The following is a 22,732-nucleotide window of genomic DNA, read 5'->3' as shown; positions in this document are numbered from 1 at the left end:
GGCCCGTCGGTCGACGCGGCGATTCCGAACTCGGCCGGCAACTCGACGACCGAGGGAACACGGGCGCGGTGAGGGCAGGGCCCGCTGTCCGATCACAGACGATCACGGCGGGCCCGTCTCCCGGCCGGCCGACGCCACCGAGGCCGTGCGGCCCGGGATGGCCAGGGAGCTGCTCGCACCCGCCCGGGAGCTCCTCCCGGACGCACCGCGCGGCGAACTCCGTTACCTCACCGGGGCCCTCGCCGACGCGTCGCGGGTGGCGGGGAGCCGGGTCGGGGCCGGAGGTGGGGGGCAGCTCGGCTGAGCACGTCGAGGACAGCAGGGCGGTGACCGCTCGCCTATTCCTCCAGGGCGGTCGCCAGCACCTCCGCCAGGTGCCGTCCCCGGACGCCCGCCAGCTGTTGCAGCTGTGTCCGGCAGGAGAAGCCGTCGGCCAGGACGATCGCCTGCTCCGGCGCCTGCCGTACCGCCGGGAGGAGCTGGTCCTCCGCGCAGGCCGCCGAGACCTCGTAGTGGCCGGTCTCGAAGCCGAAGTTGCCCGCCAGACCGCAGCAGCCGCCCGCCAGTTCGCCGGTGAGGCCGGCCGCCGTACGGAGTCCGCGATCGGGCGCGTCGCCCAGGACCGCGTGCTGGTGGCAGTGGGTCTGGCCGGTGACCGGACGGTTCAGGGGCGGTGGGGTCCAGTCCGGGGCGTGCCGTTCCAGCACCTCCGCGAAGGTCAGGACCCGGGCGGCGAGCCGGGCCGCGCGCGGGTCGTCGTGGAGGAGTTCCGGGGCGTCCGTGCGCAGGGCGGCGGCGCAGCTCGGTTCGAGGACGACCAGGGGGGCGTCCGTGGCGAGCACCGGTTCCAGGAGGTCGAGGGTGCGGCGCAGGACCGTACGGGCACGGTCGAGCTGTCCCGTGGAGATGTACGTCAGGCCGCAGCAGACCCGGCCCCTGCGGGCCGTCAGCAGGGAGAAGGCCGAGCGGGTGCGGGCGTCACCCACGGGGCGGCTCCCCGGCCGCAGGGTGGGAGGCAGCGCGACCCGCAGACCCGCCGCCTCCAGGACCCGTACGGCCGCCCGGCCCACCGACGGCGACAGGTGCTCCGTAAAGGTGTCCGGCCAGAGGACCACCAGCCTGCCGTCGCCCGGCAGCCGTCCTCCCCGCCGTCGCCACCACCGCGTGAACGTCTCCCCCGCCACCCGGGGGATCTCCCGCTCCCCCGCGATCCCGCCGAGCCGTTTCGCCGCCCGCGCGAGCGGGCCCACCGAGGCGAGGGCGTTCACCGCCCCCGCGGTCCGCGTCCGCGCGACCCAGCCCAGCCACACCGGCAGCCGGCCCATCGCGTAGTGCGCGGCCGGCCGGCGGCGGCCTTGGTAGTGGTGGTGGAGGAACTCCGCCTTGTACGTGGCCATGTCGACCCCGACCGGGCAGTCCGAGCGGCAGCCCTTGCAGGACAGGCACAGGTCGAGGGCGTCCCGTACCTCCGTGGACCGCCAGCCGTCGGTGATCAGCTCGCCCGCGAGCATCTCGTGCAGCAGGCGGGCGCGCCCGCGCGTGGAGTGCTCCTCCTCCCCCGTCGCGCGGAACGACGGGCACATCACCGACGGCCCCGAGGCCGTCGTCGTACGGCACTTGGCGACGCCCACGCAGCGGCGTACCGCCGCGGTGAAGTCGCCGTCGTCGGCGGGGTAGCCGAAGGCGACGTCGACCGGTTCGCGTGGGAGGACGGAGAAGCGGAGGTCCGTGTCCAGGGGGGCGGGGCGGACCAGCATGCCGGGGTTGAGGAGGTCGTCCGGGTCCCAGACGGCCTTCACGCGTTCGAAGAGGGCGACCGTCTCTGCGCCGTACATGCGCGGCAGCAGTTCCGCGCGCGCCCGGCCGTCGCCGTGCTCCCCGGAGAGCGAGCCGCCGTGGGAGACGACCAGGTCGGCCAGGTCCTCCGAGAAGCGCCGGAAGCGGGCGATGCCCGAAGCGGTCAGCAGGTCGAAGTCGACGCGTACGTGGATGCAGCCGTCCCCGAAGTGCCCGTACGGGGTGCCGCGCAGGCCGTGGTCCGTCATCAGGGACCGGAAGTCGCGCAGATACGCGCCGAGGCGGGCGGGCGGCACCGCGCAGTCCTCCCAGCCGGGCCAGGCCTCCGTGCCGTCCGGCATGCGGGTCGCCGTACCGCTCGCGTCCTCCCGGACGCGCCACAGCGCGTGCTGCCGGGACGGGTCGGTGACCACCAGGGAGTCGACGACGTCCGCCGCGCGGACGATCGTCTCCGCACGCGCGCGTGCCTCCGCCTCCGTGTCCCCGCCGGTCTCCACGAACAGCCAGGCCCCGCCGCGCGGAAGATCCGCGGCGGACGACACGGGCACCAGGTCCGCCGCCATGCCCTCCACCGTCAGCGGCCGGTACGGCAACAAGCCCGCCGCCGCCTGAGCCGCCCCGCTCTCGTCCGCGTACGCCAGCACGGCGAGCGCACGCGCGCGTGGTGCCCGTACGAGCTCGACGACCGCCTCCGTGAGCACGCCCAGCGTGCCCTCCGAACCGCAGAGGCTCCGGGCGACGTCCGCGCCCCTCTCGGGCAGCAGGGCGTCCACCGCGTAGCCGGAGATACGGCGTGGCAGGTCCGGGAAACCCGTGCGCAGGCGGGCGAGTTCGCCGTCGACCAGGTCGCGGAGCCCGGCCGGGGCGCCCGCCCACGCACGTCCCGGACGCAGCCGTTCCCCGCGCGGGGTCAGGACCGCCAGTTCGCGCACGCTGTCGGCCGTCGTGCCCCAGGCGACCGAATGGGAACCGCAGGAGTTGTTGCCGATCATGCCGCCGAGGGTGCAGCGGCTGTGGGTGGAGGGGTCGGGTCCGAAGCGCAGGCCGTGCGGGGCGGCGGCCTCCTGGAGACGGTCGAGGACCAGGCCCGGCTGGACGACGGCCGTGCGCGCCCGCGGGTCGAGGGACAGCAGGCGGTTCATGTGCCGGGTGAAGTCGAGTACGACGCCGATACCGGTCGCCTGACCCGCGATCGACGTGCCGCCGCCGCGTGGCACCACGGGCACACCGTGCGTCCGGCACACCGCCAGCACGGCGGCGACGTCGTCGGCGTCCCGCGGGGCGACCACGCCGATCGGCACCCGCCGGTAGTTGGAGGCGTCCATGGTGGTCAGGGCCCGTGCGGTCGTGCCGAAGTCGACCTCGCCGCGCACGGCCGCCCGCAGTCCGGCCTGCAGTTCCCGGTGATCCGTCATGCCCTCAGGATGCCTCCGGGAGCGCCGGACACAACGGACGGCGCACCCCTCACGGTGCGTCCGAAATCTTCCCGCCGCCCTCACGGAATGCGTTCATTACCGAATTCGGAAGCGGAATCTTCCCAAGTCGATCACGAACTCTCATATAGTGACCGCGAGTTGCGCGCAGTTGTCGGACAGCGCTCGAAAACAGACCCCCGCAGCAGGTCCGGCAGCACCGCGCAACCGCCGAGGGCCGCGCGGACACGACGGCGCGCGCCCCCGGACCGACCGAGGATGACCGAGGACCCGACGAGGACCCTGATTGATGACCTCCCCCCTGCTCCCCGGCGACCGACCCAGCCCCCGCGGCCTGTTGCCCGTTCCCCTGCTCACCGCGGCAGTCTCCGCGGCCGGGGTCCTCGCCGCCCTCCTTCTCGTCCCGGACGCGGCGATCGGCTCCGTCCTCGTGGTCGGGGCGGCCGCCGCCGTACTGCTGTGCGCCGCCGCCACGGCTGCCACCTACGCCGTACTGTCGGCGCGGGCGACCCGGGCCCGGCTGGAATCCGTCACGCAGGACGTCGGCCGGCTGCTCCAGGAACGGTCACGGCTGACGGAGGAGTCCCGCCGTCAGCACGAGCGGCTGACGGGTGAACTCACGCGGGAACGCGCCCGGTTGTCCACCGAGCTGGACCGGGAGCGGGCCCACCTCGCCGAGGCCCTGGCCGCCGAGCGCGACCGGCTGAGCGCGGAACACGCGTCCGCCGTCTCCCGGTTGACGCAGGAGCACGCCGACGAGTGCGCCCGGCTCACCGACGCGCACACCGCCGAACTCAGCCGGGCCGCCGAGCGGCACGCCGAGGAGCTCCACCACGTCTCCGCCCAGCACGCCGACGACACCGCGCGGCTGACACTGCAGCACACCGCGGAACACGACCGGCTGGAGGACGAACGCGCCCGCCTCGCACAGGAGGAGGCACGGCTCGGCGCGGAGAACGCGCGGCTGACCGTCCGGCTCCGCGAGGCCGACAGCGCCCGCGCCGGCGCGCTGGCGGCGACCGCCAACGCGGCCGGCCGGATGCAGGCCCTGTCCACCGGCATGCTCGCCGACCTGCGCGCGATGGAGGAGAAGCACCACGACGAGGAGGTCCTCGCCGACCTGCTCCACCTCGACCACCGCACCGCCCAGGCGGGCAGGCTCGCCGACTCCGTCGCCGTCCTCACCGGCGCCCGCTCCGGCCGCCGCTGGGCCCGGCCCATCGCCATGGAGTCGATCCTGCGCGGCGCCATGGGCCGGATCAGCGGCTACCAGCGGGTCCGCGTCCACTCCGCCAGCGACACCGCGGTCGCCGGGCACGCCGCGGAGGGCGTGATGCACGCCCTCGCCGAGCTCCTCGACAACGCCGCGAACTTCTCGCCGCCGAGCGCCGAGGTCCATGTGTACGTGGAGGAGGTACCGGCCGGCGTCATCGTGTCCGTCGAGGACAGCGGGCTCGTCATGAGCGAGGCCCAGCTGCGCCGCGCCGAACGCGCGGTCTCCGGCGAGTCCGCCGAACTCGGCGGCCTCACCGGCACCCGGCTCGGCCTCGGCGTGGTCGGCCGGCTGGCCCGGAGGTACGGGCTCCGGGTGTCGTACCGGCCCTCGGCCCGCGGCGGCACGGGTGTGCTGATGCTCGTCCCGCAGGACATCCTCGTGACGCCGGACGCGCCGACACCGGCGCCCTCCCCTGCTTCCGCGGGCATGCCGTCCGTGCCGGCCAGTCCCGCCGCCCTCGTCGAAGCCGAGGCCGCCGCCGCACTCCCCCGCCGCGGGGACGACGGCCGCACGGAGACCGGCCGCACGCAGACCGGCCGTCCCGAGCCGGAGACCGGCCACGTCACCGCGCGCGGCGACGCCGACCAGGCCCCCGCGGACCGGGTGACGCGCCCCGAGAGCGCCCTCTCGTACGCCGCCTCCCGCGCCGGTGCCGACCTCGACCCCGACCCGGTGCCGACCCACGAGTCCGCCGGCCGGGACTCCGACGCGCCCCCGCTCGTACTGCCCCGCCGCAGCCGGGGCCGGACCCTCGCCGAGGCGGAGCGCACGCGCCCCAGCGGCCGTACCGGCACGCCCCGGCCCGCCCCGACGGCCGAGGAGACCAAGGCGCGCACCGCCCGCTTCAGCAGCTTCCGCCAGGCCGTCCGTCCGCCGACCCCCGACGACACGGCCGACCCGGACAGCGGCACCACCCCCGAACCGACCCCCGAGACACACCCCACCCCCGCGACCCCGGAAGGCGACACCACCTCATGACCGGCACGACGACCGCCGACGAGAAGCTGACCTGGCTGATAGAGGGCCTGCTGGAGCGCACGCCCGGCGCGCGGCACGCGCTCGTGCTCTCCAGGGACGGCCTGAAACTGTGCCGGACCCCGGAACTCTCCGCCGACCAGGCGGACCAGCTCGCCGCGATCGCCGCCGGCATCCAGTCGCTGTCGCACGGCGCGTCCGTCGAGTTCGGCGACGGCAGCGGCGGCGTGCGCTCGGCGATGACCGAGTTCTACGGCGGTGTGCTGTTCATCGTGGAGGCCGGCGAGGGCGCGCACCTGGCCGTCGTCACCGCCGAGGACGCGGACGCCGGACTCATCGGGCACAACATGAGCGAGCTCGTGGAGCAGATCGGTGAGCACCTGACCGCGCAACCGCGCACCTCATGAGCAGGCCCGGCAGGGACGACTCCCCGGACCGGCTCTACACCCTCACCGGAGGGCGCAGCCGGTCCGGCCCCGACAACCCCTTCGACCTGGTGACGCTCGTCGTCGCCGAATGCGATCCGGTGCCCGGCATGCAGTCCGAGCACGCGGCGATCCTGCGGCTGACCGAACGCCCGACGGCGGTCGTGGAGATCGCCGCCGTCCTGAAGCTGCCCGTGAGCATCACCCGGATCCTGCTCTCCGACCTGCAGGCGGCGGGCCGGGTCAGTGCACGTCACCCCCGCAAGGCCGCCGTACCCGACCCCGACATCCTGGAGCAGGTGCTCGTTGGACTCCGCAACCTCTGAGACGCGTACGCCGCTGGGCGCGTCGGCCGACAACGGCCTCAAGATCGTGGTCGTGGGCGGCTTCGGCGCCGGCAAGACGACGATGGTCCGCTCGGTCAGTGAGATCCGTCCCCTCAACACCGAGGAGACGATGACCCAGGCCGGGGAGGCCGTCGACGACACCAGTGGGGTGAGCGGCAAGACCGCGACCACCGTCGCCTTCGACTTCGGCCGCATCACCCTCGACACGCGCAATGTGCTGTACCTGTTCGGGGCGCCCGGCCAGGAGCGCTTCTGGTTCCTGTGGGACCGGCTGTTCTCCGGCACGCTCGGCGCGGTCGTACTGGTCGACACGCGGCGCATCGACGACTCCTGGTACGCCATCGACCGGCTGGAGAAGCACGGCACGCCGTTCATCGTGGCGTGCAACGACTTCGGCGGCAACACCTTCACCCCCCAGCAGATCCGCGAGGCCCTCGACCTCGATCCGCATGTACCGCTGGTCAACTGTGACGCGCGGTCCCGGGAGTCCAGCAAGATCGTGCTGATCACGCTGGTGGAGCACATCCAGGCCCTGTACGCCGACCCGGCCCGAGCACCCCGTCAGGAGCTGGTGTGAGTCCCGCCTCCGTCCCCAACGCCGTCCCGCTCAGCGGACTCGTCCTCGAGGACGACCCCGCGCGCGTGTACCGGGAGATGCGCCGCGAACACGGCAGTGTCGTCCCGGTGGTGCTGGACGGCGACGCCCCGGCGTGGCTGGTGCTCGGCTACCGCGAACTGCACCAGGTCACCGGCGACCCGGTGCTGTTCAGCCGGGACTCCGACCTGTGGAACCAGTGGGACAGCATCCCCGACGACTGGCCGCTGCTGCCGATGATCGGCCGTAAGCAGCCGTCGATCCTCTACACCGTCGGTGAGCGGCACCGCGAGCGGGCCGGAATGCTGGTGACCGCGCTGGAGGCCGTCGACCCGTACGAACTGCGCGGCTACGCCGAGAAGTTCGCGGACGAGCTGATCGACGGGATCTGCCCCCAGGGCAGCGCCGATCTGATCGCCGAGTTCGCGATGCTGCTGCCGGTGCGGGTGCTGTCCCGCATCTTCGGCTTCTCCGACGAGGAGGGGCCGGGCCTGGTCACCGCCCTCAACGACATGATCGACGGCCGGGAGCGGGCGATCGCCGGCCAGACCCATCTGTTCACCTCGATGACGGAGCTGGTGGCCTCCCGCAAGGGCGCGCCCGCCGACGACGTGGCGTCCAGGATGCTCGCCGACACCTCGGGCTTCACCGAGGAGGAGATCGTCCAGGACCTGATGGTGATGCTGGCGGCCGGTCACCAGCCGACCGCCGACTGGATCGGCAACTCCCTGCATCTGATGCTCACCGACAGCCGGTTCGCGGCCTCCCTGTTCGGCGGCCGCAACAGCATCGCCGAGGCGATGAACGAGGTGCTGTGGGAGGACACGCCGTCCCAGGTCATCGCCGGGCGCTGGGCGTCCCGCGACACCCAGCTCGGCGGGCGCAGGGTCCGCGCCGGGGACATGCTGCTGCTCGGTCTGCAGGGCGCCAACTCCGACCCCCAGGTGCGTACCGACGGTTCGGCGCTGACCGGCGGCAACGGCGCCCACTTCTCCTTCGGCCACGGGGAGCACCGCTGCCCGTTCCCGGCGCAGGAGATCGCCGAGGTGATCGCCCGGACCGGCATCGAGGTCGTACTGGACCGGCTGCCGGACATCGACCTCGCGGTGCCGGCCGCGGACCTGACCCGTCGCCCGTCGCCGTGGCTGCGCGGACTGTCCGAACTCACGGTCACGTTCACACCCACTCCCGCCCTTGGAGGCTCGCTCGCATGACGGCTGGTACGGACACCACGACGACCGACACCGAACTGACCCGTATCCCGCTCGACCCCTTCGTCTCCGACCTGGAAGCGGAGAGCGCCGCGCTGCGGGCGGCCGGGCCGCTGGCCGCGGTGACGCTGCCGGGTGACGTGCCGGTGTGGGCGGTCACGCATCACGCCGAGGCGAAGAAGCTGCTCACCGACCCACGCGTGGTGAAGGACATCAACGTGTGGACGGCCTGGCAGCGCGGGGAGATCGCCCCCGACTGGCCGCTGATCGGGCTGGCCAACCCGCCCCGTTCCATGCTCACCGTGGACGGTTCCGACCACCGCCGGCTGCGCACGCTGGTCGCGCAGGCACTCACCCCGCGGCGGGTGGAGCGGATGCGGGAGCGGATCACGGAGCTGACCGAGGGCCTGCTCGACCAGGTGGCCGCCGAGCCGGGCGACACGGTCGACCTGAAGGCGCTGTTCGCCTACCCGCTGCCGATGTACGTCGTCGCCGACCTGATGGGGCTGGCGGAGGAGCGGCTGCCGCGGCTGAAGGAGCTGTTCGAGAAGTTCTTCTCGACGCAGACCCCGCCGGAGGAGGTCATCGCGACGCTGACCGAGCTGGCCGGGATCATGGCCGAGACGGTCGCGTACAAGCGGGAGCACCCGGGCGACGACCTGACCTCGGCGCTGATCCAGGCGTCGGAGGACGGCGACAGCCTGACCGACCAGGAGATCGTCGCGACGCTGCAGCTGATGGTCGCGGCCGGCCACGAGACGACGATCTCCCTCATCGTCAACGCGGTGGTCAACCTCTCCCTCCACCCCGAGCAGCGCGACCTCGTGCTGTCCGGCGCGACGGACTGGTCGGCGGTGGTCGAGGAGACGCTGCGGTACGCCACGCCGACCTCGCATGTGCTGATCCGGTTCGCGACGGAGGACATACCGGTGGGCGACAAGGTCCTGCCGGCCGGGGACGCGCTGATCGTGTCGTACGGCGCGATCGGCCGCGACGAGCAGGCGCACGGGCCGTCGGCGGGCGTCTTCGACATCACCCGTGAGATCTCCAACCGGCACATCTCCTTCGGCCACGGCCCGCACGTGTGCCCGGGGGCGGCCCTGTCCCGCCTGGAGGCGAGTGTGGCCCTGCCGGCCCTGTACGCCCGCTTCCCGAAGCTGGACCTGGCGGTCCCGCCGGCGGAACTCCGCAACAAGCCGGTGGTCACCCAGAACGACCTGTACGAGCTGCCGGTGCGGCTCGACGGGTGATCGACGCGGGTGGCGGACGAACCACCCCCCGGTCCGTCCGCCACCCGCCCCTCCTCCTGTCCCCCCTCCCTTCCCTCTTCCTGTCCTTTTCCGTCTCAGCGGACGGACGATGTTGCGCCGGGGTTTCGCTCAGCCGCTAGGCTCCGTTCGTGGCTGATATCCAGATTCCCGCTGACATCAAGCCCGCCGACGGACGTTTCGGCGCGGGTCCCTCCAAGGTACGGACGGAGGCGCTGGACGCCCTGGCCGCGACCGGCACGTCCCTGCTCGGCACCTCCCACCGCCAGGCCCCGGTGAAGAACCTGGTCGGCACAGTGCGCGAGGGCATCCGTGAGCTGTTCCGGCTCCCCGACGGCTACGAGGTGGTCCTCGGCAACGGCGGCTCCACCGCGTTCTGGGACGTCGCGACCCACGGACTGATCGAGAACAAGTCGCAGCACCTCAACTTCGGCGAGTTCAGCTCCAAGTTCGCCAAGGCCGCGAAGCTCGCCCCGTGGCTCGCCGAGCCCACCGTCGTCGCCTCCGACCCGGGCACGCACCCGGAGGCGGTCGCCGAAGCCGGCGTGGACGTCTACGCGTTCACCCACAACGAGACCTCCACCGGCGTCGCCATGCCGATCCGGCGCGTCGCCGGCGCCGACGAGGGCTCCCTCGTCCTGGTGGACGCCACCTCCGGCGCGGGCGGCCTCCCGGTCGACATCGCCGAGACGGACGTCTACTACTTCGCCCCGCAGAAGTCCTTCGCCTCCGACGGCGGCCTGTGGATCGGCGTGTTCTCCCCGGCCGCGATCGAGCGCGCCGAGCGGATCCACGCGTCCGGCCGCCATGTCCCGGAGTTCTTCAGCCTGCCCACGGCGATCGACAACTCCCGCAAGAACCAGACGTACAACACCCCGGCGCTGGCCACCCTGTTCCTCCTCAACGAGCAGCTGGAGTGGATCAACGGCCAGGGCGGTCTCGCCTGGTCCACGGCCCGTACGAAGGACTCCTCGTCCCGCCTGTACACCTGGGCGGACGAGTCCAAGTACGCCACCCCGTTCGTCACGGACCCGGCGAAGCGCTCCCAGGTCATCGGCACGATCGACTTCTCGGACGAGATCGACGCCGCCGCCGTCGCCAAGGCCCTGCGCGCCAACGGCATCGTGGACACCGAGCCGTACCGCAAGCTGGGCCGCAACCAGCTCCGCGTCGCCATGTTCCCGGCGATCGACCCGACGGACGTCGAGGCCCTGACGAAGTGCGTCGACTACGTCATCGAACAGCTGTAAGCACGTCCCGCACGATGCGCGAAGGGCGCCCGGTGGATGGTTCACCGGGCGCCCTTCGCGCGGTGGGGTCAGCCGGCGTGCGCCGGTACCTCGGCGGCGACGGTGCCGAGGACCGCGAACGCCGTGCCGCGAACAGGCCCTGCAGACCGCGCGCCGCGATCAGTTCGGTCCCGCTCCGCGCGAGACCGCCCCGTACGGAGGCGGCGCCGAACCCGAGCATCCCGACCAGGTGGCTGCGTTTGCGGCCCCAGTAGTCGGCGACGCGGCTCGGTGCCGCTCAGCCCCAGTTCGTTCTGGGCCCGGGGCGGGGCCACGTCGACGATCGTCGCGTCGAGCCCGACCACCGGCTGCGTCGGCGCGATCCAGGAGCGCGTACGGCCCGTCCCGCCGGCCGGGCGGAACGGGGCCGTATGTCAGCCGGTCAGCGGGTGGGCGGAGACGGTCGCGGCCCCCCCGTGACCGTCCCTCACCGGCTCAGCCGCTGGAACCTGCGTACCGCCAGCGGCAGGAAGACCGCCGTCAGGACGAGCGGCCACACCCCCGCCATCAGCAGCGCGTGCCGCTCCACCCAGGAGTCGCCGCCGCCGACCGGGGTGCCGAACAGGTCCCGGGCCGCGGCGGCCGTGGAGGAGATCGGGTTCCAGGAGGCCAGCCAGCCGAGCCAGTCCGGCATCAGCTGGGGGGCGACGAAGATGCTGGAGATCATCGTCAGCGGGAACGCGACCGCGAACAGGCCGCCCGCCGCCTCCGGGTTGGGCACCAGCAGGCCCAGCCACACGCCGATCCAGATCAGCGAGAACCGCAGCCACAGCAGCAGCCCGAAGGCCGCGAGGAAGCCCCAGCCGCCGTCCGGGCGCCAGCCCATGGCCAGCGCGGTCAGCATCAGGATGGCCAACTCCGCGCAGGCGACGACGAGATCGGTCACCCCGCGCCCCGCCACCACCGCCGAGGACGCCATCGGCATGGAGCGGAACCGGTCGATGACCCCCTTGGTGGAGTCGTACACGACGACGGTCGCGGTGTTGATGAACCCGAACGCCATCGTCATCACGAACATGCCCGGCATCAGGAAGTCCTTGTAGTCCCCTCCGCCGGGGACCGTCATCGCGCTGCCGAAGACATAGCCGTAGAGGAGGACGGAGAGGATCGGGAAGCCCAGCTGCCAGGCGATGTTGACCGGCTGGCGCCGGTAGTGGGTCAGGCCCCGGCGGACGATGTTCCAGCAGTCCGCGACCACCCAGTAGGCGGGGCCGTGCGCGGCCGGTGCGGTGGCGCTCATGCCGCCGTCTCCTTCTCCGTACGGTGTCCGGTCAGGCGCAGGAACACGTCGTCGAGGCTGGGCCTGCGCAGCCCCAGGTCCTCGACCCGTACGCCCTCGTCCTGGAGGGTGCGCGCCACCTCGGTCAGCGCGGCCACCCGGTCGGTCACGGGGGCGTGCACCCGCAACTCGGCTTCGTCCGACTCGGGTTCGCCGTCGGCGACCCGGGCGAGCACCTTCACCACGTGAGGGATGTCGGAGCGCTCGGCGACGACGACCTCGACGCGGTCGCCGCCGATCAGGTTCTTCAGCCCGTCCGGGCTGTCGTCGGCGATGGCGCGTCCCTGGTCGATGACGGTGATCCGGGAGGCCAGCCGGTCGGCCTCCTCCAGATACTGCGTGGTCAGCAGCACGGTCGTGCCATCCGCCACCAACGCCCGTACGGCGTCCCAGACCTCACCGCGGCTGCGGGGGTCGAGTCCCGTCGTCGGCTCGTCCAGGAACAGCACGGCCGGGGCGAGGATCATCGAGGCGGCGAGGTCGAGGCGCCGGCGCATGCCGCCGCTGTAGCCGCCGACGCCCTTGTCGGCGGCGTCGGTCAGGCCGAACCGCTCCAGCAGTCCGGCCGCCCGCGACGCGGTCCGCCTGCCGCCGAGGTGGAACAGCCTGCCGAACATCTCCAGGTTCTGGCGCCCGGTGAGCACCTCGTCCACGGCCGCGTACTGCCCGGTGAGCCCGATCCGTGCCCGCACCTCGCGCGGCCTCTTGGACACGTCGAGCCCGGCGACCGTGGCGCGGCCGCCGTCGAGGCGGATCAGCGTCGACAGGATGCGTACGGCGGTGGTCTTGCCGGCGCCGTTCGGTCCGAGCAGTCCGTGCACCGTGCCCTCGCGGACGGCGAGGTCGAAGCCGTCGAGGGCGCGTTTCTCGCCGTAGCGCTTCTCCAGGGCCTCGGCCCGGACCGCGTAACCGTCGTTCATGGGTCCCCCTTCCAATAACTGGGTACACCGTACCCGATTGTGCGTACACCGTACTCAGTTTTTTGGAGGCGGATCTAGAATTCCCCCATGACGAGCGGTTCGGGCGGTACGGAGACCAGTGGGAGCGGCGACATCGGCCGCACCCTCGACCTGCTGTGGGACACCGGTCCGCGGCCGAGCCGGGGCCCGAAGCCGGGGCTGACGCTGGACCGCATCGTGGAGACGGCGATCGAGGTCGCCGACCGGGACGGGATCGGCGCGCTCTCGATGCGCCGCATCGCCACCGAACTCGGCACCGGAACGATGTCCCTGTACCGCTACGTCCCCGGCAAGGGCGAGCTGCTCGACCTGATGCTGGACCGGGTGCAGCGGCCCTCGCAGGACGCGGCGGCGCCCGGTGACGGCGGCTGGCGCGCGGCGCTGGAGGCCCTGGGGCACGCCACCCTCGCGCTGTACCGCAGGCATCCGTGGCTGCTGGAGGTCAACCAGTCCCGCCCGATCCTCGGCCCGAGCGCGCTGGAAGGCATGGAGAAGGTGCTCTCCCGGATCAAGCCGATGGGGCTGTCGGACCCCGAGCTGCTGTCGGCGATCATCATGATCGACGGCTATGTGGTCGGGGCCGCCCGGACCCTGCTGTACCAGGAGCAGGCCGAGCGCGGCTCCGGGCTGACGGACGCGCAGTTCTGGGAGGCGCAGCGGCCGGCCCTGGAGAAGGCCATGCTCAGCGGGCGCTATCCGGTGCTGGCCGGGCTGTCGGAGGACACCTTCGCCTCCGGTTTCGACCACTTCGGGTTCGGGCTGCGGCGGATCCTGGACGGCCTGGAGGTGTTCGTCGCCGCCCGGCGGGCCACGGAGTGACGGAGGCCCGCGGGCTCAGCGGCGGCGGCGCAGTCGTCTCAGGCCGAACAGGAGCGCCACGAAGGCGCCCGCCGCGACCAGGGCGCCGACCTCGACGGTGCCGCCCTCGCCGTCCGCCGCCGTGCTCTTCCCGTCGTCCGCGCGGGTGCCCTCGCCGCCGCCTCCGCCGTCCCCGCCCGGTACGTCCCGGGCCTCCACCGGACTTTCGGTGCCCTCGCTGCCGTACATCAGGCGGGAGCCGTCGGCGGAGTAGGTGACGGACTCGCCCTGCCCCTGGAGCGGGACGCTCAGCCGGCCCTCTCGTTTCGGCTCGCCGCCGTTCCAGGAGTAGTGGATGCCGCCGAAGTAGCCGCGTACGGCGAGCTGCCGGCCGTCCGGGGAGAGCGCGGCGTCGGTGGCCCACAGGTCGATGGGGGCGACCGGCCGGAACATGTTGTCGCCGGACGCCGACAGTTCGGCGGGCCCCTCGTACAGGTGCCCGCCGTCCTCCTTCTTGTCGATGATGTAGACCCGGCCGGTCTTCGGGTGCACGATCATCGACTCGGCGTCCCGGGGCCCGTCGGAGTACTTCACGACGTACTGCGTGGCCCGGACGGTCGCGTCCTCGAGCTCCTTCGGCTCGGGCAGTTCGTAGATCCACACGTACGGCCAGGTGCCGCCGAGGTTGTCGCCGATGTCCCCGACGAAGATCTTGTTCCCGGGGCCGATGGAGATGGCCTCGACGTCGCGCGGGGTGCCGATGCCGGTGAGGGTGAGGCGGGCGACGGTCTCGCCGGTCGCGCTGTCGACGGCGTAGAGGTAGGGGCCGTCGTCGCTGTCGTTGTGGGTCCAGTAGACGCCGGGGTGGAGGCGGGACGCGGCGAGTCCGCTGGACTCGGTGATGCGCGCGTCCTCGATCGTGAACCCGTCGTTTCCGTCGTTTCCGTCGGAGGCGGACGCGGCGGGCAGGGCGAGCGCGCCCACGAGGAGGGTCGCGGCGATCAGGGCGAAGGGTCGGCGCATGTGCCAAGAGTGCCACTGATCAAGGCACTTCAGGGCAGGTGTCCGGACTCACATCGCGGTGGTCCGGCCGATCGTCCATGATGATCGCGTGCTCAGGTTCATGCCCGTAGGTGACTCCATGACGATCGGGAGCGCGGGTGAACACACCTGGCGTCACCGGCTGTGGCAGCACCTGTGCACGGCGTACGGCGGCCCGTTCACGCTGGTCGGCCCGCGTGAGACGCTCCACGACCCGGTGACGGACGCCCCCACGTCGTACGCGTACGCCGATCCGGACTTCCCCCGCGCCCATCTGGCCGGCTGGGGCGAGGGCTGGCAGCACATGACCCCGCTGATCGGCGACGCCGTGCGCTCCTGCCGCGCGGATGTGCTGCTGGTGTCGCTGGGCCTGATCGACCTGGGCTTCTACACAAACGCGGAGCAGACGGCGGAGAACGTCCGCGCGTTCGTCACCGAGGCGCGAGCGGCCAGGCCGCGTATCCGCGTGGCCGTGCTGCCGGTGATCCGGAACATCCGGGTGGAGGCGGATGCGGCCTTCGCCGAACAGGTCACCGACTTCAACGACCTCCTGGCGAAGACGATCACCGACCTGGACGACCCCGCCTCCCCCCTCCTCCTGGTCCCGCCCCCACCGGCGTACGACTTCCACACGGACACCTACGACGGCACCCACCCCAACGAGACCGGCGAACACAAGATCGCGGGCGCGTTCGCGGAGGCGATCTGGCGGGAGTGGGACCTGGGCGGGCCGTACGGGGCGGGGTAGCGCCTCGGGTTCTTCTGGCATATGCGCCCCGTCCCGTGTCCTGCACGCCGTGCGTATCGTTGTACCGCGCGGCTGTACTCGTCCGGAGGGCAGCCGGGGAGGAGCGCGACGATGACCGTCCTTGACGACAGGATCGCCATGGCCGACGAGAACACTCAGCGCTTGGACGACTGGTTCGAGCGACTGGAGCGGATGCCCGTCCCCGAAGGAATCAGGGTCGAGATCGTCGGGGGCACCGTCTACATGACACCGCAGCGGGACACTCATTGGGAGATCATCCGTCGGATCGTGCGGGCCGTGGAGGACAGGTTCGGCATGGATGTCCGGGTGTTCTCGGACGTCCGCATCGACTTCCCGGGCCATGAGAACGGCCTCTGCCCCGACGTCGCCGTGCTCCGCTCCTCCGCCGAGAAGGACGGCGAGGGCCGCTGGCGCTACCAGGACGTGGAGTTCGTCTTCGAGGTCATCTCCGAGGGCACGGCCACCAACGACTACGGTCCGAAGAAGGCCGCCTACGCGACCGCCGAGGTCCCCCTCTACGTCATCGCCGACCCTTACCAGGGCCGCTGCTACGTCTACACCGACCCGAAGAACGGCGACTACGTCACCCGCACGAAGGTGGACTTCGGCGACGACATCGACCTGACGGGCACCGTGGCCGACCTGACCGTGAGCACCGCCGCCTTCCCCCGGGACCGGTCTCCTCTTGCATAGAGCGCACTCCAAGCCGTTGGCTTGGTGACCATGAGGTACACGCAGCTCGGACGCACGGGACTCAAGGTCAGCCGGCTCGTCCTCGGGACGATGAACTTCGGTCCGCAGACCGACGAGGCCGACAGCCACGCCATCATGGACGCCGCGCTGGACGCGGGACTGAATTTCTTCGACACCGCCAATGTCTACGGCTGGGGCGAGAACAAGGGCCGCACCGAGAGCATCATCGGCAGCTGGTTCGCCAAGGGCGGGGAGCGCCGCGACAAGGTGATCCTCGCGACCAAGGTGTACGGCAACATGGCCGCCGACGGCGAGGCGTGGCCCAACCACGACAAGCTGTCGGCCGTGAACATCCGGCGGGCCGTCGACGCCAGCCTGAAGCGGCTCGGAACCGACTACATCGACGTCTACCAGTTCCACCACGTCGACCGGAACACGCCGTTCGATGAGATCTGGCAGGCGATCGACGTCCTGATCCAGCAGGGCAAGATCCTCTACGTCGGCTCCTCGAACTTCCCCGGCTACAAGATCGCCCAGGCCAACGAGACCGCGGCCCGGCGCGGCGGCACCATCGGCCTGGTGAGCGAGCAGTGCCTCTACAACCTCGCCGAGCGCCGCGCCGAGATGGAGGTCGTCCCGGCGGCGCGGGAGTACGGCCTCGGGGTCATCCCGTGGTCGCCGCTGCACGGCGGGCTGCTGGGCGGTGTGATCAAGAAGGAGGTCCAGGGCGGCCGGCGCGCCTCCGGACGGGCCGCCGACACACTGGCCGACCCGGCGTCCCGCGCGCAGATCCAGGCGTACGAGGACCTGCTGGACAAGCACGGTGTCGAGCCGGGCGAGGCCGCGCTGGCCTGGCTGCTCACCCGTCCGGGCGTCACCGGCCCGATCGTCGGCCCGCGCACGGCCGAGCAGCTCGCGTCCGCGCTGCGGGCGGTCGAGCTGGAGCTGAGCGAGGAGCTGCTGACCGCGCTGGACGAGATCTTCCCGGGCCCGGGCCCGTCACCGGAGGCCTTCGCCTGGTAGCGGCGCGTACGGGGACGGCGGCGGCGTCAATTGCCCAGCGCCGCCGCCAGCGCCACCACGAGGAACATCAGTACGAGCACACCGGCCATGATCCGGTTACGGGTCTTCGGGTCCACGCCTTCGAGCCTAACCGGCCGCGCCCAGTGACCGGCGGGCGACCGCCTCGTAACGGGGCTGCTCGCCCGGCACTCCGGACGTCGGCAGGTCGCTGCGTACCAGCACCAGCTCGTCCACGGTCCAGGTCCGGCCGCGGAAGGCGTCCAGGGCCGCCACGTACGGGCGTACGTCGACGGCGTCCCGGCTCCGGGCCACCGTGAGGTGCGCCTTGTAGCGCCGGTGCTCGTCCATCGGCACGCCCGCCTTCCGCGCGGCCGCCTCCGCCCGTTTGGCCAGCAGCCGCATCGTGTCCAGTTCGCCCTCCGCACCGGCCCACAGCACCCGGCCCCGCCCGAACTGGCCGCCGCCCCGCACCGCCAGCCGGAACGGCCCGGTCCGCGCGGCGGCCCGCTCCAGCCGCGCGGTCAGCTCCGGTACGACGTCGTCGCCGACCTCGCCGTAGAAGGCGAGCGTGAAGTGCCAGTCAGCGGCTCCGCCGCGGGGCGACCCGCCCCGCCCGGTCCACCGCATCCCGTCCGCGCCGGGCAGCCCCCGCAACCGCCCCACCTCGACGGCGAGCTCCTGAAGCACGTCCTCGGGCGGCAGCACGGCGGCGAAGAGTCTCATGGGTCCAGTCTGCCTGGGCGCACCCCCGTCACCCCCTACGTCGTTCTACCGCGCGACCGCGCTCGTCCGGAGCGATGAGCGGGATGAACGGAGAGGGTTGTGATGACCGGGACGACCGACCGCGGATCCCTCACACTCGACGCCATGTTCGCGTGGCTGGAGGGCATGGTCCCCGAGGGGTACAAGTCCGAGATCGTAGGAGGGCACATCTTCCTGACGCCCCAGCGCGACACCCACTGGGACATCACCATCGGCATTCTCGAGCAGCTGCGCCCCAGGTATCCGCTCCAGCGCCTGTTGTCCGACGTCCGTATGGACTACCCCGGCCATCTCAACGGCTTCGCCTCCGACGTGGTGGCCCTTGCCGAGGGGCCCGGCCGACGCGCCGAGTTCGTCGCCGAGGTGATCTCCCGGGAGACGTCCGGCAACGACTACGGCCCCAAGAAGGACGCGTACGCCGCTGCCGGCGTCCCGGTGTACCTGATCGTCGATCCGTACACCGGTGTGTGGCACCTGCATACCCTGCCCCACCGGGGCGCATACCACGGCTACGTCCGCTTCGGCTTCGGCACGGTGATCGATCTGACCGGCACGGACGTCGGCCTCGTCATCGGGACCGGCGGGTTCCCTCGCTACGTCACCGGCGCCAGCGCCTCCTGACGCTCGCGTGGTACGAACCGGACCCGTGGGGTGCCGTGGTGCCAGCCCAGGGAGAGGCGGAGGCCGCCGACCCTGGCGAGGATCAGGCCGATGACGGCCGCCGCGGTCATCGCGACCGCGCCGCCGGCCGCGAAGCCGACGCGGGCGCCGTACGTGTCGGTGATCCAGCCGACGACGGGGGCGCCGACCGGGGAGCCGCCGAGGAAGACCATCATGTAGAGGGCCATCACCCGGCCGCGTACCGCCGGATCGGTGGACATCTGGATGCTGGTGTTGGTGGTGACGTTGACCGTCATGGAGAACAGGCCCAGCGGGATCATCAGCAGAGCGAACATCCACAGCCGCGGTGACGCGGAGGCGAGGATCTCCAGCCCGCCGAAGGCCAGCGCGGCCAGGATCAGCAGCCGCAGCCGGGCCGTGCCGCGGCGGGCGGCGAGCAGGGCGCCGGAGACGGAGCCGACCGCCATCAGGGTGTTGAACATGCTGTAGACGCCCGCGCCCCCGTGGAAGACGTCGTCGGCGAAGGCCGAGAGGTAGACGGGGAAGTTGAAGGCGAACGTGCCGATGAAGCCGACCAGGACGATCGGCCAGATCAGCTCGGGCCGCCCGGTGACATAGCGCAATCCCTCCCGCAGCTGCCCCTTGCCGCGCGGGGCGCGCTCGACGGCGTGCAGCTCGCGGGCGCGCATCATCAGCAGGCCGGTCAGCGGGGCGACGAAGGACAGCCCGTTGAGGAGGAACGCCCAGCCGGTGCCGACGCCGGTGATCAGCAGACCCGCGACGGCGGGGCCGACCAGGCGGGCGGACTGGAAGTTCGCGGAGTTCAGGCTGACCGCGTTCTGCAGCTGGCCGGGGCCGACGAGTTCGGAGACGAAGGACTGGCGGGCCGGGTTGTCGACGACGGTCGCGAGACCGAGGGCGAAGGCGGCGACGTAGATGTGCCAGACCTCGACCCGTCCGGTCAGGGTGAGGACGGCGAGCGCGAGGGCGGTGAGGGCCATCGCGACCTGCGTGACGAGCAGCGTGGGCCGCTTGCGCAGGCGGTCGACGAGGACACCGCCGTAGAGGCCGAAGAGGAGCATCGGCAGGAACTGCAGGGCCGTGGTGATGCCGACGGCGGCCGAGGAGCCGGTGAGGCTGAGCACCAGCCAGTCCTGGGCGATGCGCTGCATCCAGGTGCCGATGTTGGAGACGACCTGTCCGATGAAGAACAGGCGGTAGTTCCTGATCCGCAGCGAGGAGAACATCGAGTTCTTACGCGCGGAGGGTCCGGGGGCGGGCAGGGTGTCGTGGGGGTCAGGTGCGGGGGCGGAAGCTGCTCCGGATCCCGTACTCAAAAGGGCTCGCCTCCTGGCTGCTGCGGTGCTCGGTGCTCGGTGCTCAGATGTGTGCGAGTTTCTCCAGCACGGGGGCGGCGGCGCGGAGTTTCGCCCACTCGTCCTCGTCGAGGCCCTCGACCAGTGATGCCAGGAACGCGTTCCGCCTGCGGCGGCTCTCCTCGAGCATCGCCTCGGCCCGCTCGGTCTGCGTGACGACCTTCTGGCGCCGGTCGTCGGGGTGCGGTTCGAGGCGGACCAGTCCCTTGGCCTCCAGCAGGGCCACGATGCGGGTCATCGACGGCGGCTGGACATGCTCCTTGCGGGCGAGCTCGCCCGGGGTGGCGCTGCCGCAGCGGGCCAGGGTGCCGAGCACCGACATCTCGGTGGGGCTGAGCGACTCGTCGACACGCTGGTGCTTGAGCCGACGGGACAGCCGCATCACGGCGGATCGAAGGGCGTTCACGGCGGCTGCGTCGTCGCCATGGCTGAAGTCCGGCATGTTCTTTAGCGTAACTCATTACTCTCGCTAAAGACCACTCGGAGCACACGGTCCCGCCCGTGACTCCCGCCACCGGCACGCCGTATCACCCATATGAGTGATCCATCCGCGCATCGTGGCGCACCACACCGGGTTGTGCAGCGACCCTCATGCGCATGGGGACAGAAGTGTTCAGCCTGCGGATAGATCACGAACTGCTCGAACGGCTCCGGGAGCATGCCGCCAAACGCGGCATGAGCGTCCAGGACTATGTCGTCCGGACGCTCATGCGCGATGACTTCGACCAGCGGTTCCAGACCGCCGTCGAGGAGACGGAGAGGTTCTACGGGGTCACCTGAGCCCCCGCGGCCGGGTCAGGTCAGGCCCAGCGCCGGCATCAGGTAGTAGAAGGCGAACACCGCCGCCACCACGTACATCGCCGACGGGACCTCCCGGCCCCGGCCGGCGGCGAGCCGCAGCACGGCGAAGGCGATGAAGCCCATGCCGATGCCGTTGGTGATCGAGTAGGTGAACGGCATCATCAGCATCGTCACGAACGCCGGGATGGCGATCGTGTAGTCCGCCCAGTCGATCTCCTTGACCGAACCCGCCATGATCAGGAAGCCCACCGCGACCAGCGCCGGGGTCGCCGCCTGGGACGGGACCATGGTGGCGACGGGGGTGAGGAACAGTGCCAGGGTGAACAGTCCGCCGGTGACGACGTTGGCGAAGCCGGTCCGCGCGCCCTCGCCGACACCGGCCGTGGACTCCACGAACGCGGTGGTGGCCGAGGAGGAGCTGGCCCCGCCGGCGGCGACCGCGACACCGTCGATGAACAGGACCTTGTTGATGCCGGGCATCTGACCCTGCGCGTCGGTCAGCTTGGCCTCGTCGGAGACGCCCATGATCGTGCCCATCGCGTCGAAGAAGCACGACAGCAGCACGGTGAAGACGAACAGGACACCGGTCAGCACACCGACCTTGCCGAAGCCGCCGAACAGGCTGACCTCGCCGATCAGCCCGAAGTCGGGGGTGGCGACCGGGTTGCCGGGCCAGGTCGGCGTCGTCAGGCCCCAGGAGGGGATGTCCGCCACCGCGTTGATGATCATCGCGACGGCCGTCATCGCCACGATCGAGATGAGGATCGCGCCGGGCACCTTGCGCACGATCAGCGCCAGTGTGAGCAGCGCGCCGAGGATGAAGACGAGGACGGGCCAGCCGTCGAGGTGGCCGCCGACGCCGAGCTGGAGCGGGACGGTGGTCTGGGCGGCGTCCGGGATACGGGTGACGAAGCCGGAGTCGACCAGACCGATCAGCAGGATGAACAGGCCGATACCGATGGCGATGGCCTTGCGCAGCCCGTGCGGGACGGCGTTCATCACGCGCTCCCGCAGGCCCGTGGCGACCAGCAGCATGACGACGAAACCGGCCAGCACCACCATGCCCATGGCGTCCGGCCAGGACATGCGCGGCGCGAGCTGGAGCGCGACGACCGAGTTCACGCCGAGGCCGGCGGCGAGCGCGATCGGGACGTTGCCGATGACGCCCATGAGCAGCGTGGTGAACGCGGCGGTCAGGGCGGTCGCGGTGACCAGCTGGCCGTTGTCCAGCTGATGGCCGTACATGTCCTTCGCGCTGCCCAGGATGATCGGGTTCAGCACGATGATGTACGCCATCGCGAAGAAGGTGGCGAAGCCGCCGCGGATCTCACGCGGCAGGGTGCTGCCGCGCTCGCTGATCCGGAAGTAGCGGTCCAGGGCGCCGGACGCGGCACCGGACCCCGGCTGCTCGGGGGTGGGGGCCTTGGTGGGGGCCGACGGGGACATACGGGGACCTCATCACCGGCGGGCCTCCCCCGAAGCCCTTTGGTGTTTTCTACGAAGATAAATGGCCAGAGACAAACGGATTCAGTATGAACATATAACGCCCTTCCCGCTATCTCCGCGCGTAGACGCGCGTGGCAGCGTGCGGTGCCCGTCACGTGCCCGTCGCGTGCGCGGCCTCGTAAGCTGTCCGCATGGCCGGGCTTATTTCGGGATCCCCCGAGCACGAGGCGCCGGAGCCCCTGGAGGGCCCCGTGGTCGCCACCATCGTCGGCGGCACGATCATCTGGTTCGTGCTGTTCCTGGTGCAGCTGCCGTTCTACGGCTGGTTCGACGACCACGGCCACACCTGGTGGCTGTGGACCTGCCTGGCCGGCGGCGGGCTCGGCTTCATCGGCATCTGGTACGTCCGCAGGCGCGACGCCGCGATCAAGCGGGCGGAGGCGGCGGCGGAGGCACGGGTGCCGGGGCAGTCCGCGGCCCCGTCGGCCGACTGACCGCGGCGGCTTCCCCGCCCCGGCCGGCCTCGGGCCTCCGTACGCCCCGGCCGG

General features: G+C 71.7%; 22 protein-coding genes. 14 read left to right on the top strand and 8 right to left on the bottom strand.

Annotated elements, in window-relative coordinates; translation table 11 throughout:
• Positions 1-338 precede the first annotated feature (338 nt).
• A complete protein-coding gene (locus ACGFR9_RS13560) occupies positions 339-3,212 on the bottom strand; it encodes an FAD-binding and (Fe-S)-binding domain-containing protein (protein ID WP_393206825.1) in 2,874 nt (957 codons plus the stop codon).
• A gap of 307 nt (positions 3,213-3,519) precedes the next feature.
• Here ACGFR9_RS13560 and ACGFR9_RS13555 point away from each other — a divergent pair, with 307 nt between their 5' ends.
• The 7 genes from ACGFR9_RS13555 (at position 3,520) to serC (ending at position 10,577) form a co-directional block, all read left to right on the top strand.
• Positions 3,520-5,484 carry an ATP-binding protein gene (locus ACGFR9_RS13555; protein WP_393206822.1) on the top strand — a complete coding sequence of 655 codons (1,965 nt, stop codon included), beginning with the start codon at positions 3,520-3,522 and terminating at the stop codon, positions 5,482-5,484.
• Positions 5,481-5,888, top strand: coding sequence for a roadblock/LC7 domain-containing protein (locus tag ACGFR9_RS13550; protein ID WP_030215939.1), 408 nt, complete (start codon positions 5,481-5,483; stop codon positions 5,886-5,888). The genes ACGFR9_RS13555 and ACGFR9_RS13550 overlap by 4 nt, the downstream gene beginning before the upstream one ends.
• Positions 5,885-6,232, top strand: coding sequence for a DUF742 domain-containing protein (locus ACGFR9_RS13545; protein WP_393206819.1), 348 nt, complete (start codon positions 5,885-5,887; stop codon positions 6,230-6,232). Before ACGFR9_RS13550 ends, ACGFR9_RS13545 begins: the two co-directional genes overlap by 4 nt.
• A complete protein-coding gene (locus ACGFR9_RS13540) occupies positions 6,213-6,830 on the top strand; it encodes an ATP/GTP-binding protein (RefSeq protein WP_393206816.1) in 618 nt (205 codons plus the stop codon). The genes ACGFR9_RS13545 and ACGFR9_RS13540 overlap by 20 nt, the downstream gene beginning before the upstream one ends.
• On the top strand, positions 6,827-8,062 hold the full coding sequence (locus ACGFR9_RS13535; protein ID WP_393206813.1) for a cytochrome P450: 1,236 nt from the start codon (positions 6,827-6,829) through the stop codon (positions 8,060-8,062). The genes ACGFR9_RS13540 and ACGFR9_RS13535 overlap by 4 nt, the downstream gene beginning before the upstream one ends.
• Positions 8,059-9,309, top strand: a complete 1,251-nt coding sequence (locus ACGFR9_RS13530) for a cytochrome P450 (protein WP_393206810.1) — start codon at positions 8,059-8,061, stop codon at positions 9,307-9,309. Before ACGFR9_RS13535 ends, ACGFR9_RS13530 begins: the two co-directional genes overlap by 4 nt.
• A gap of 149 nt (positions 9,310-9,458) precedes the next feature.
• Positions 9,459-10,577 (top strand): phosphoserine transaminase, encoded by a 1,119-nt coding sequence (gene serC / locus ACGFR9_RS13525; protein WP_393206807.1) that lies wholly within the window; start codon positions 9,459-9,461, stop codon positions 10,575-10,577.
• A 466-nt stretch (positions 10,578-11,043) separates the two neighbouring features.
• Here serC and ACGFR9_RS13520 read toward each other — a convergent pair whose 3' ends face one another.
• Both ACGFR9_RS13520 and ACGFR9_RS13515 read right to left on the bottom strand, forming a co-directional pair.
• Positions 11,044-11,856, bottom strand: coding sequence for an ABC transporter permease (locus tag ACGFR9_RS13520; protein WP_393206804.1), 813 nt, complete (start codon positions 11,854-11,856; stop codon positions 11,044-11,046).
• Positions 11,853-12,815 carry an ATP-binding cassette domain-containing protein gene (locus ACGFR9_RS13515; protein ID WP_393206801.1) on the bottom strand — a complete coding sequence of 321 codons (963 nt, stop codon included), beginning with the start codon at positions 12,813-12,815 and terminating at the stop codon, positions 11,853-11,855. The genes ACGFR9_RS13520 and ACGFR9_RS13515 overlap by 4 nt, the downstream gene beginning before the upstream one ends.
• An 87-nt stretch (positions 12,816-12,902) precedes the next feature.
• Between ACGFR9_RS13515 and ACGFR9_RS13510 the strand changes: the two genes are divergently transcribed.
• Positions 12,903-13,673, top strand: coding sequence for a TetR/AcrR family transcriptional regulator (locus ACGFR9_RS13510; RefSeq protein WP_393206798.1), 771 nt, complete (start codon positions 12,903-12,905; stop codon positions 13,671-13,673).
• 15 nt (positions 13,674-13,688) lie between these two features.
• Here ACGFR9_RS13510 and ACGFR9_RS13505 read toward each other — a convergent pair whose 3' ends face one another.
• Complete coding sequence (locus tag ACGFR9_RS13505; protein WP_393206795.1) at positions 13,689-14,675, bottom strand: WD40 repeat domain-containing protein; 987 nt, start codon at positions 14,673-14,675, stop codon at positions 13,689-13,691.
• An 88-nt stretch (positions 14,676-14,763) separates the two neighbouring features.
• On the opposite strand from ACGFR9_RS13505, the gene ACGFR9_RS13500 reads away from it, so the two are divergent.
• The 3 genes from ACGFR9_RS13500 to ACGFR9_RS13490 all read left to right on the top strand — a co-directional run bounded on the left by ACGFR9_RS13500 (position 14,764) and on the right by ACGFR9_RS13490 (position 17,178).
• The gene (locus ACGFR9_RS13500) at positions 14,764-15,441 is read left to right on the top strand and encodes a GDSL-type esterase/lipase family protein (protein WP_393206792.1); all 678 of its coding nucleotides are present in this window, start codon (positions 14,764-14,766) and stop codon (positions 15,439-15,441) included.
• 111 nt (positions 15,442-15,552) lie between these two features.
• Positions 15,553-16,155, top strand: coding sequence for a Uma2 family endonuclease (locus ACGFR9_RS13495; protein WP_393206789.1), 603 nt, complete (start codon positions 15,553-15,555; stop codon positions 16,153-16,155).
• A gap of 30 nt (positions 16,156-16,185) precedes the next feature.
• Complete coding sequence (locus ACGFR9_RS13490; RefSeq protein ID WP_393206786.1) at positions 16,186-17,178, top strand: aldo/keto reductase; 993 nt, start codon at positions 16,186-16,188, stop codon at positions 17,176-17,178.
• A 126-nt stretch (positions 17,179-17,304) separates the two neighbouring features.
• On the opposite strand, the gene thpR is transcribed toward ACGFR9_RS13490, so the two are convergent.
• Positions 17,305-17,901, bottom strand: coding sequence for an RNA 2',3'-cyclic phosphodiesterase (gene thpR / locus ACGFR9_RS13485; RefSeq protein ID WP_393206783.1), 597 nt, complete (start codon positions 17,899-17,901; stop codon positions 17,305-17,307).
• A gap of 102 nt (positions 17,902-18,003) precedes the next feature.
• Here thpR and ACGFR9_RS13480 point away from each other — a divergent pair, with 102 nt between their 5' ends.
• Entirely contained in the window at positions 18,004-18,561 is a 558-nt protein-coding gene (locus ACGFR9_RS13480) for a Uma2 family endonuclease (protein ID WP_393206780.1), read from the top strand.
• On the opposite strand, the gene ACGFR9_RS13475 is transcribed toward ACGFR9_RS13480, so the two are convergent.
• Entirely contained in the window at positions 18,534-19,898 is a 1,365-nt protein-coding gene (locus ACGFR9_RS13475; protein ID WP_393206777.1) for an MFS transporter, read from the bottom strand. The genes ACGFR9_RS13480 and ACGFR9_RS13475 overlap by 28 nt on opposite strands.
• A 43-nt stretch (positions 19,899-19,941) precedes the next feature.
• Entirely contained in the window at positions 19,942-20,379 is a 438-nt protein-coding gene (locus tag ACGFR9_RS13470) for a MarR family winged helix-turn-helix transcriptional regulator (RefSeq protein ID WP_393206774.1), read from the bottom strand.
• 155 nt (positions 20,380-20,534) lie between these two features.
• Here ACGFR9_RS13470 and ACGFR9_RS13465 point away from each other — a divergent pair, with 155 nt between their 5' ends.
• The gene (locus tag ACGFR9_RS13465; RefSeq protein ID WP_037892877.1) at positions 20,535-20,717 is read left to right on the top strand and encodes a ribbon-helix-helix protein, CopG family; all 183 of its coding nucleotides are present in this window, start codon (positions 20,535-20,537) and stop codon (positions 20,715-20,717) included.
• A gap of 15 nt (positions 20,718-20,732) precedes the next feature.
• Here the strand turns inward: ACGFR9_RS13465 and ACGFR9_RS13460 are convergent, their stop codons facing one another.
• Positions 20,733-22,184: an NCS2 family permease gene (locus ACGFR9_RS13460; RefSeq protein WP_393206771.1), complete on the bottom strand. Its 1,452-nt coding sequence runs from the start codon at positions 22,182-22,184 to the stop codon at positions 20,733-20,735.
• A 191-nt stretch (positions 22,185-22,375) separates the two neighbouring features.
• Here ACGFR9_RS13460 and ACGFR9_RS13455 point away from each other — a divergent pair, with 191 nt between their 5' ends.
• Positions 22,376-22,678 (top strand): DUF2530 domain-containing protein, encoded by a 303-nt coding sequence (locus ACGFR9_RS13455; protein WP_393206768.1) that lies wholly within the window; start codon positions 22,376-22,378, stop codon positions 22,676-22,678.
• Positions 22,679-22,732 lie beyond the last annotated feature (54 nt).

This window comes from Streptomyces sp. NPDC048584, from assembly GCF_043199595.1.
Classification (GTDB): Bacteria; Actinomycetota; Actinomycetes; order Streptomycetales; family Streptomycetaceae; genus Streptomyces; species Streptomyces edwardsiae.
Note: the sequence above shows the minus strand (reverse complement) of the source record. Positions and strands in the feature narration are given on the sequence as shown.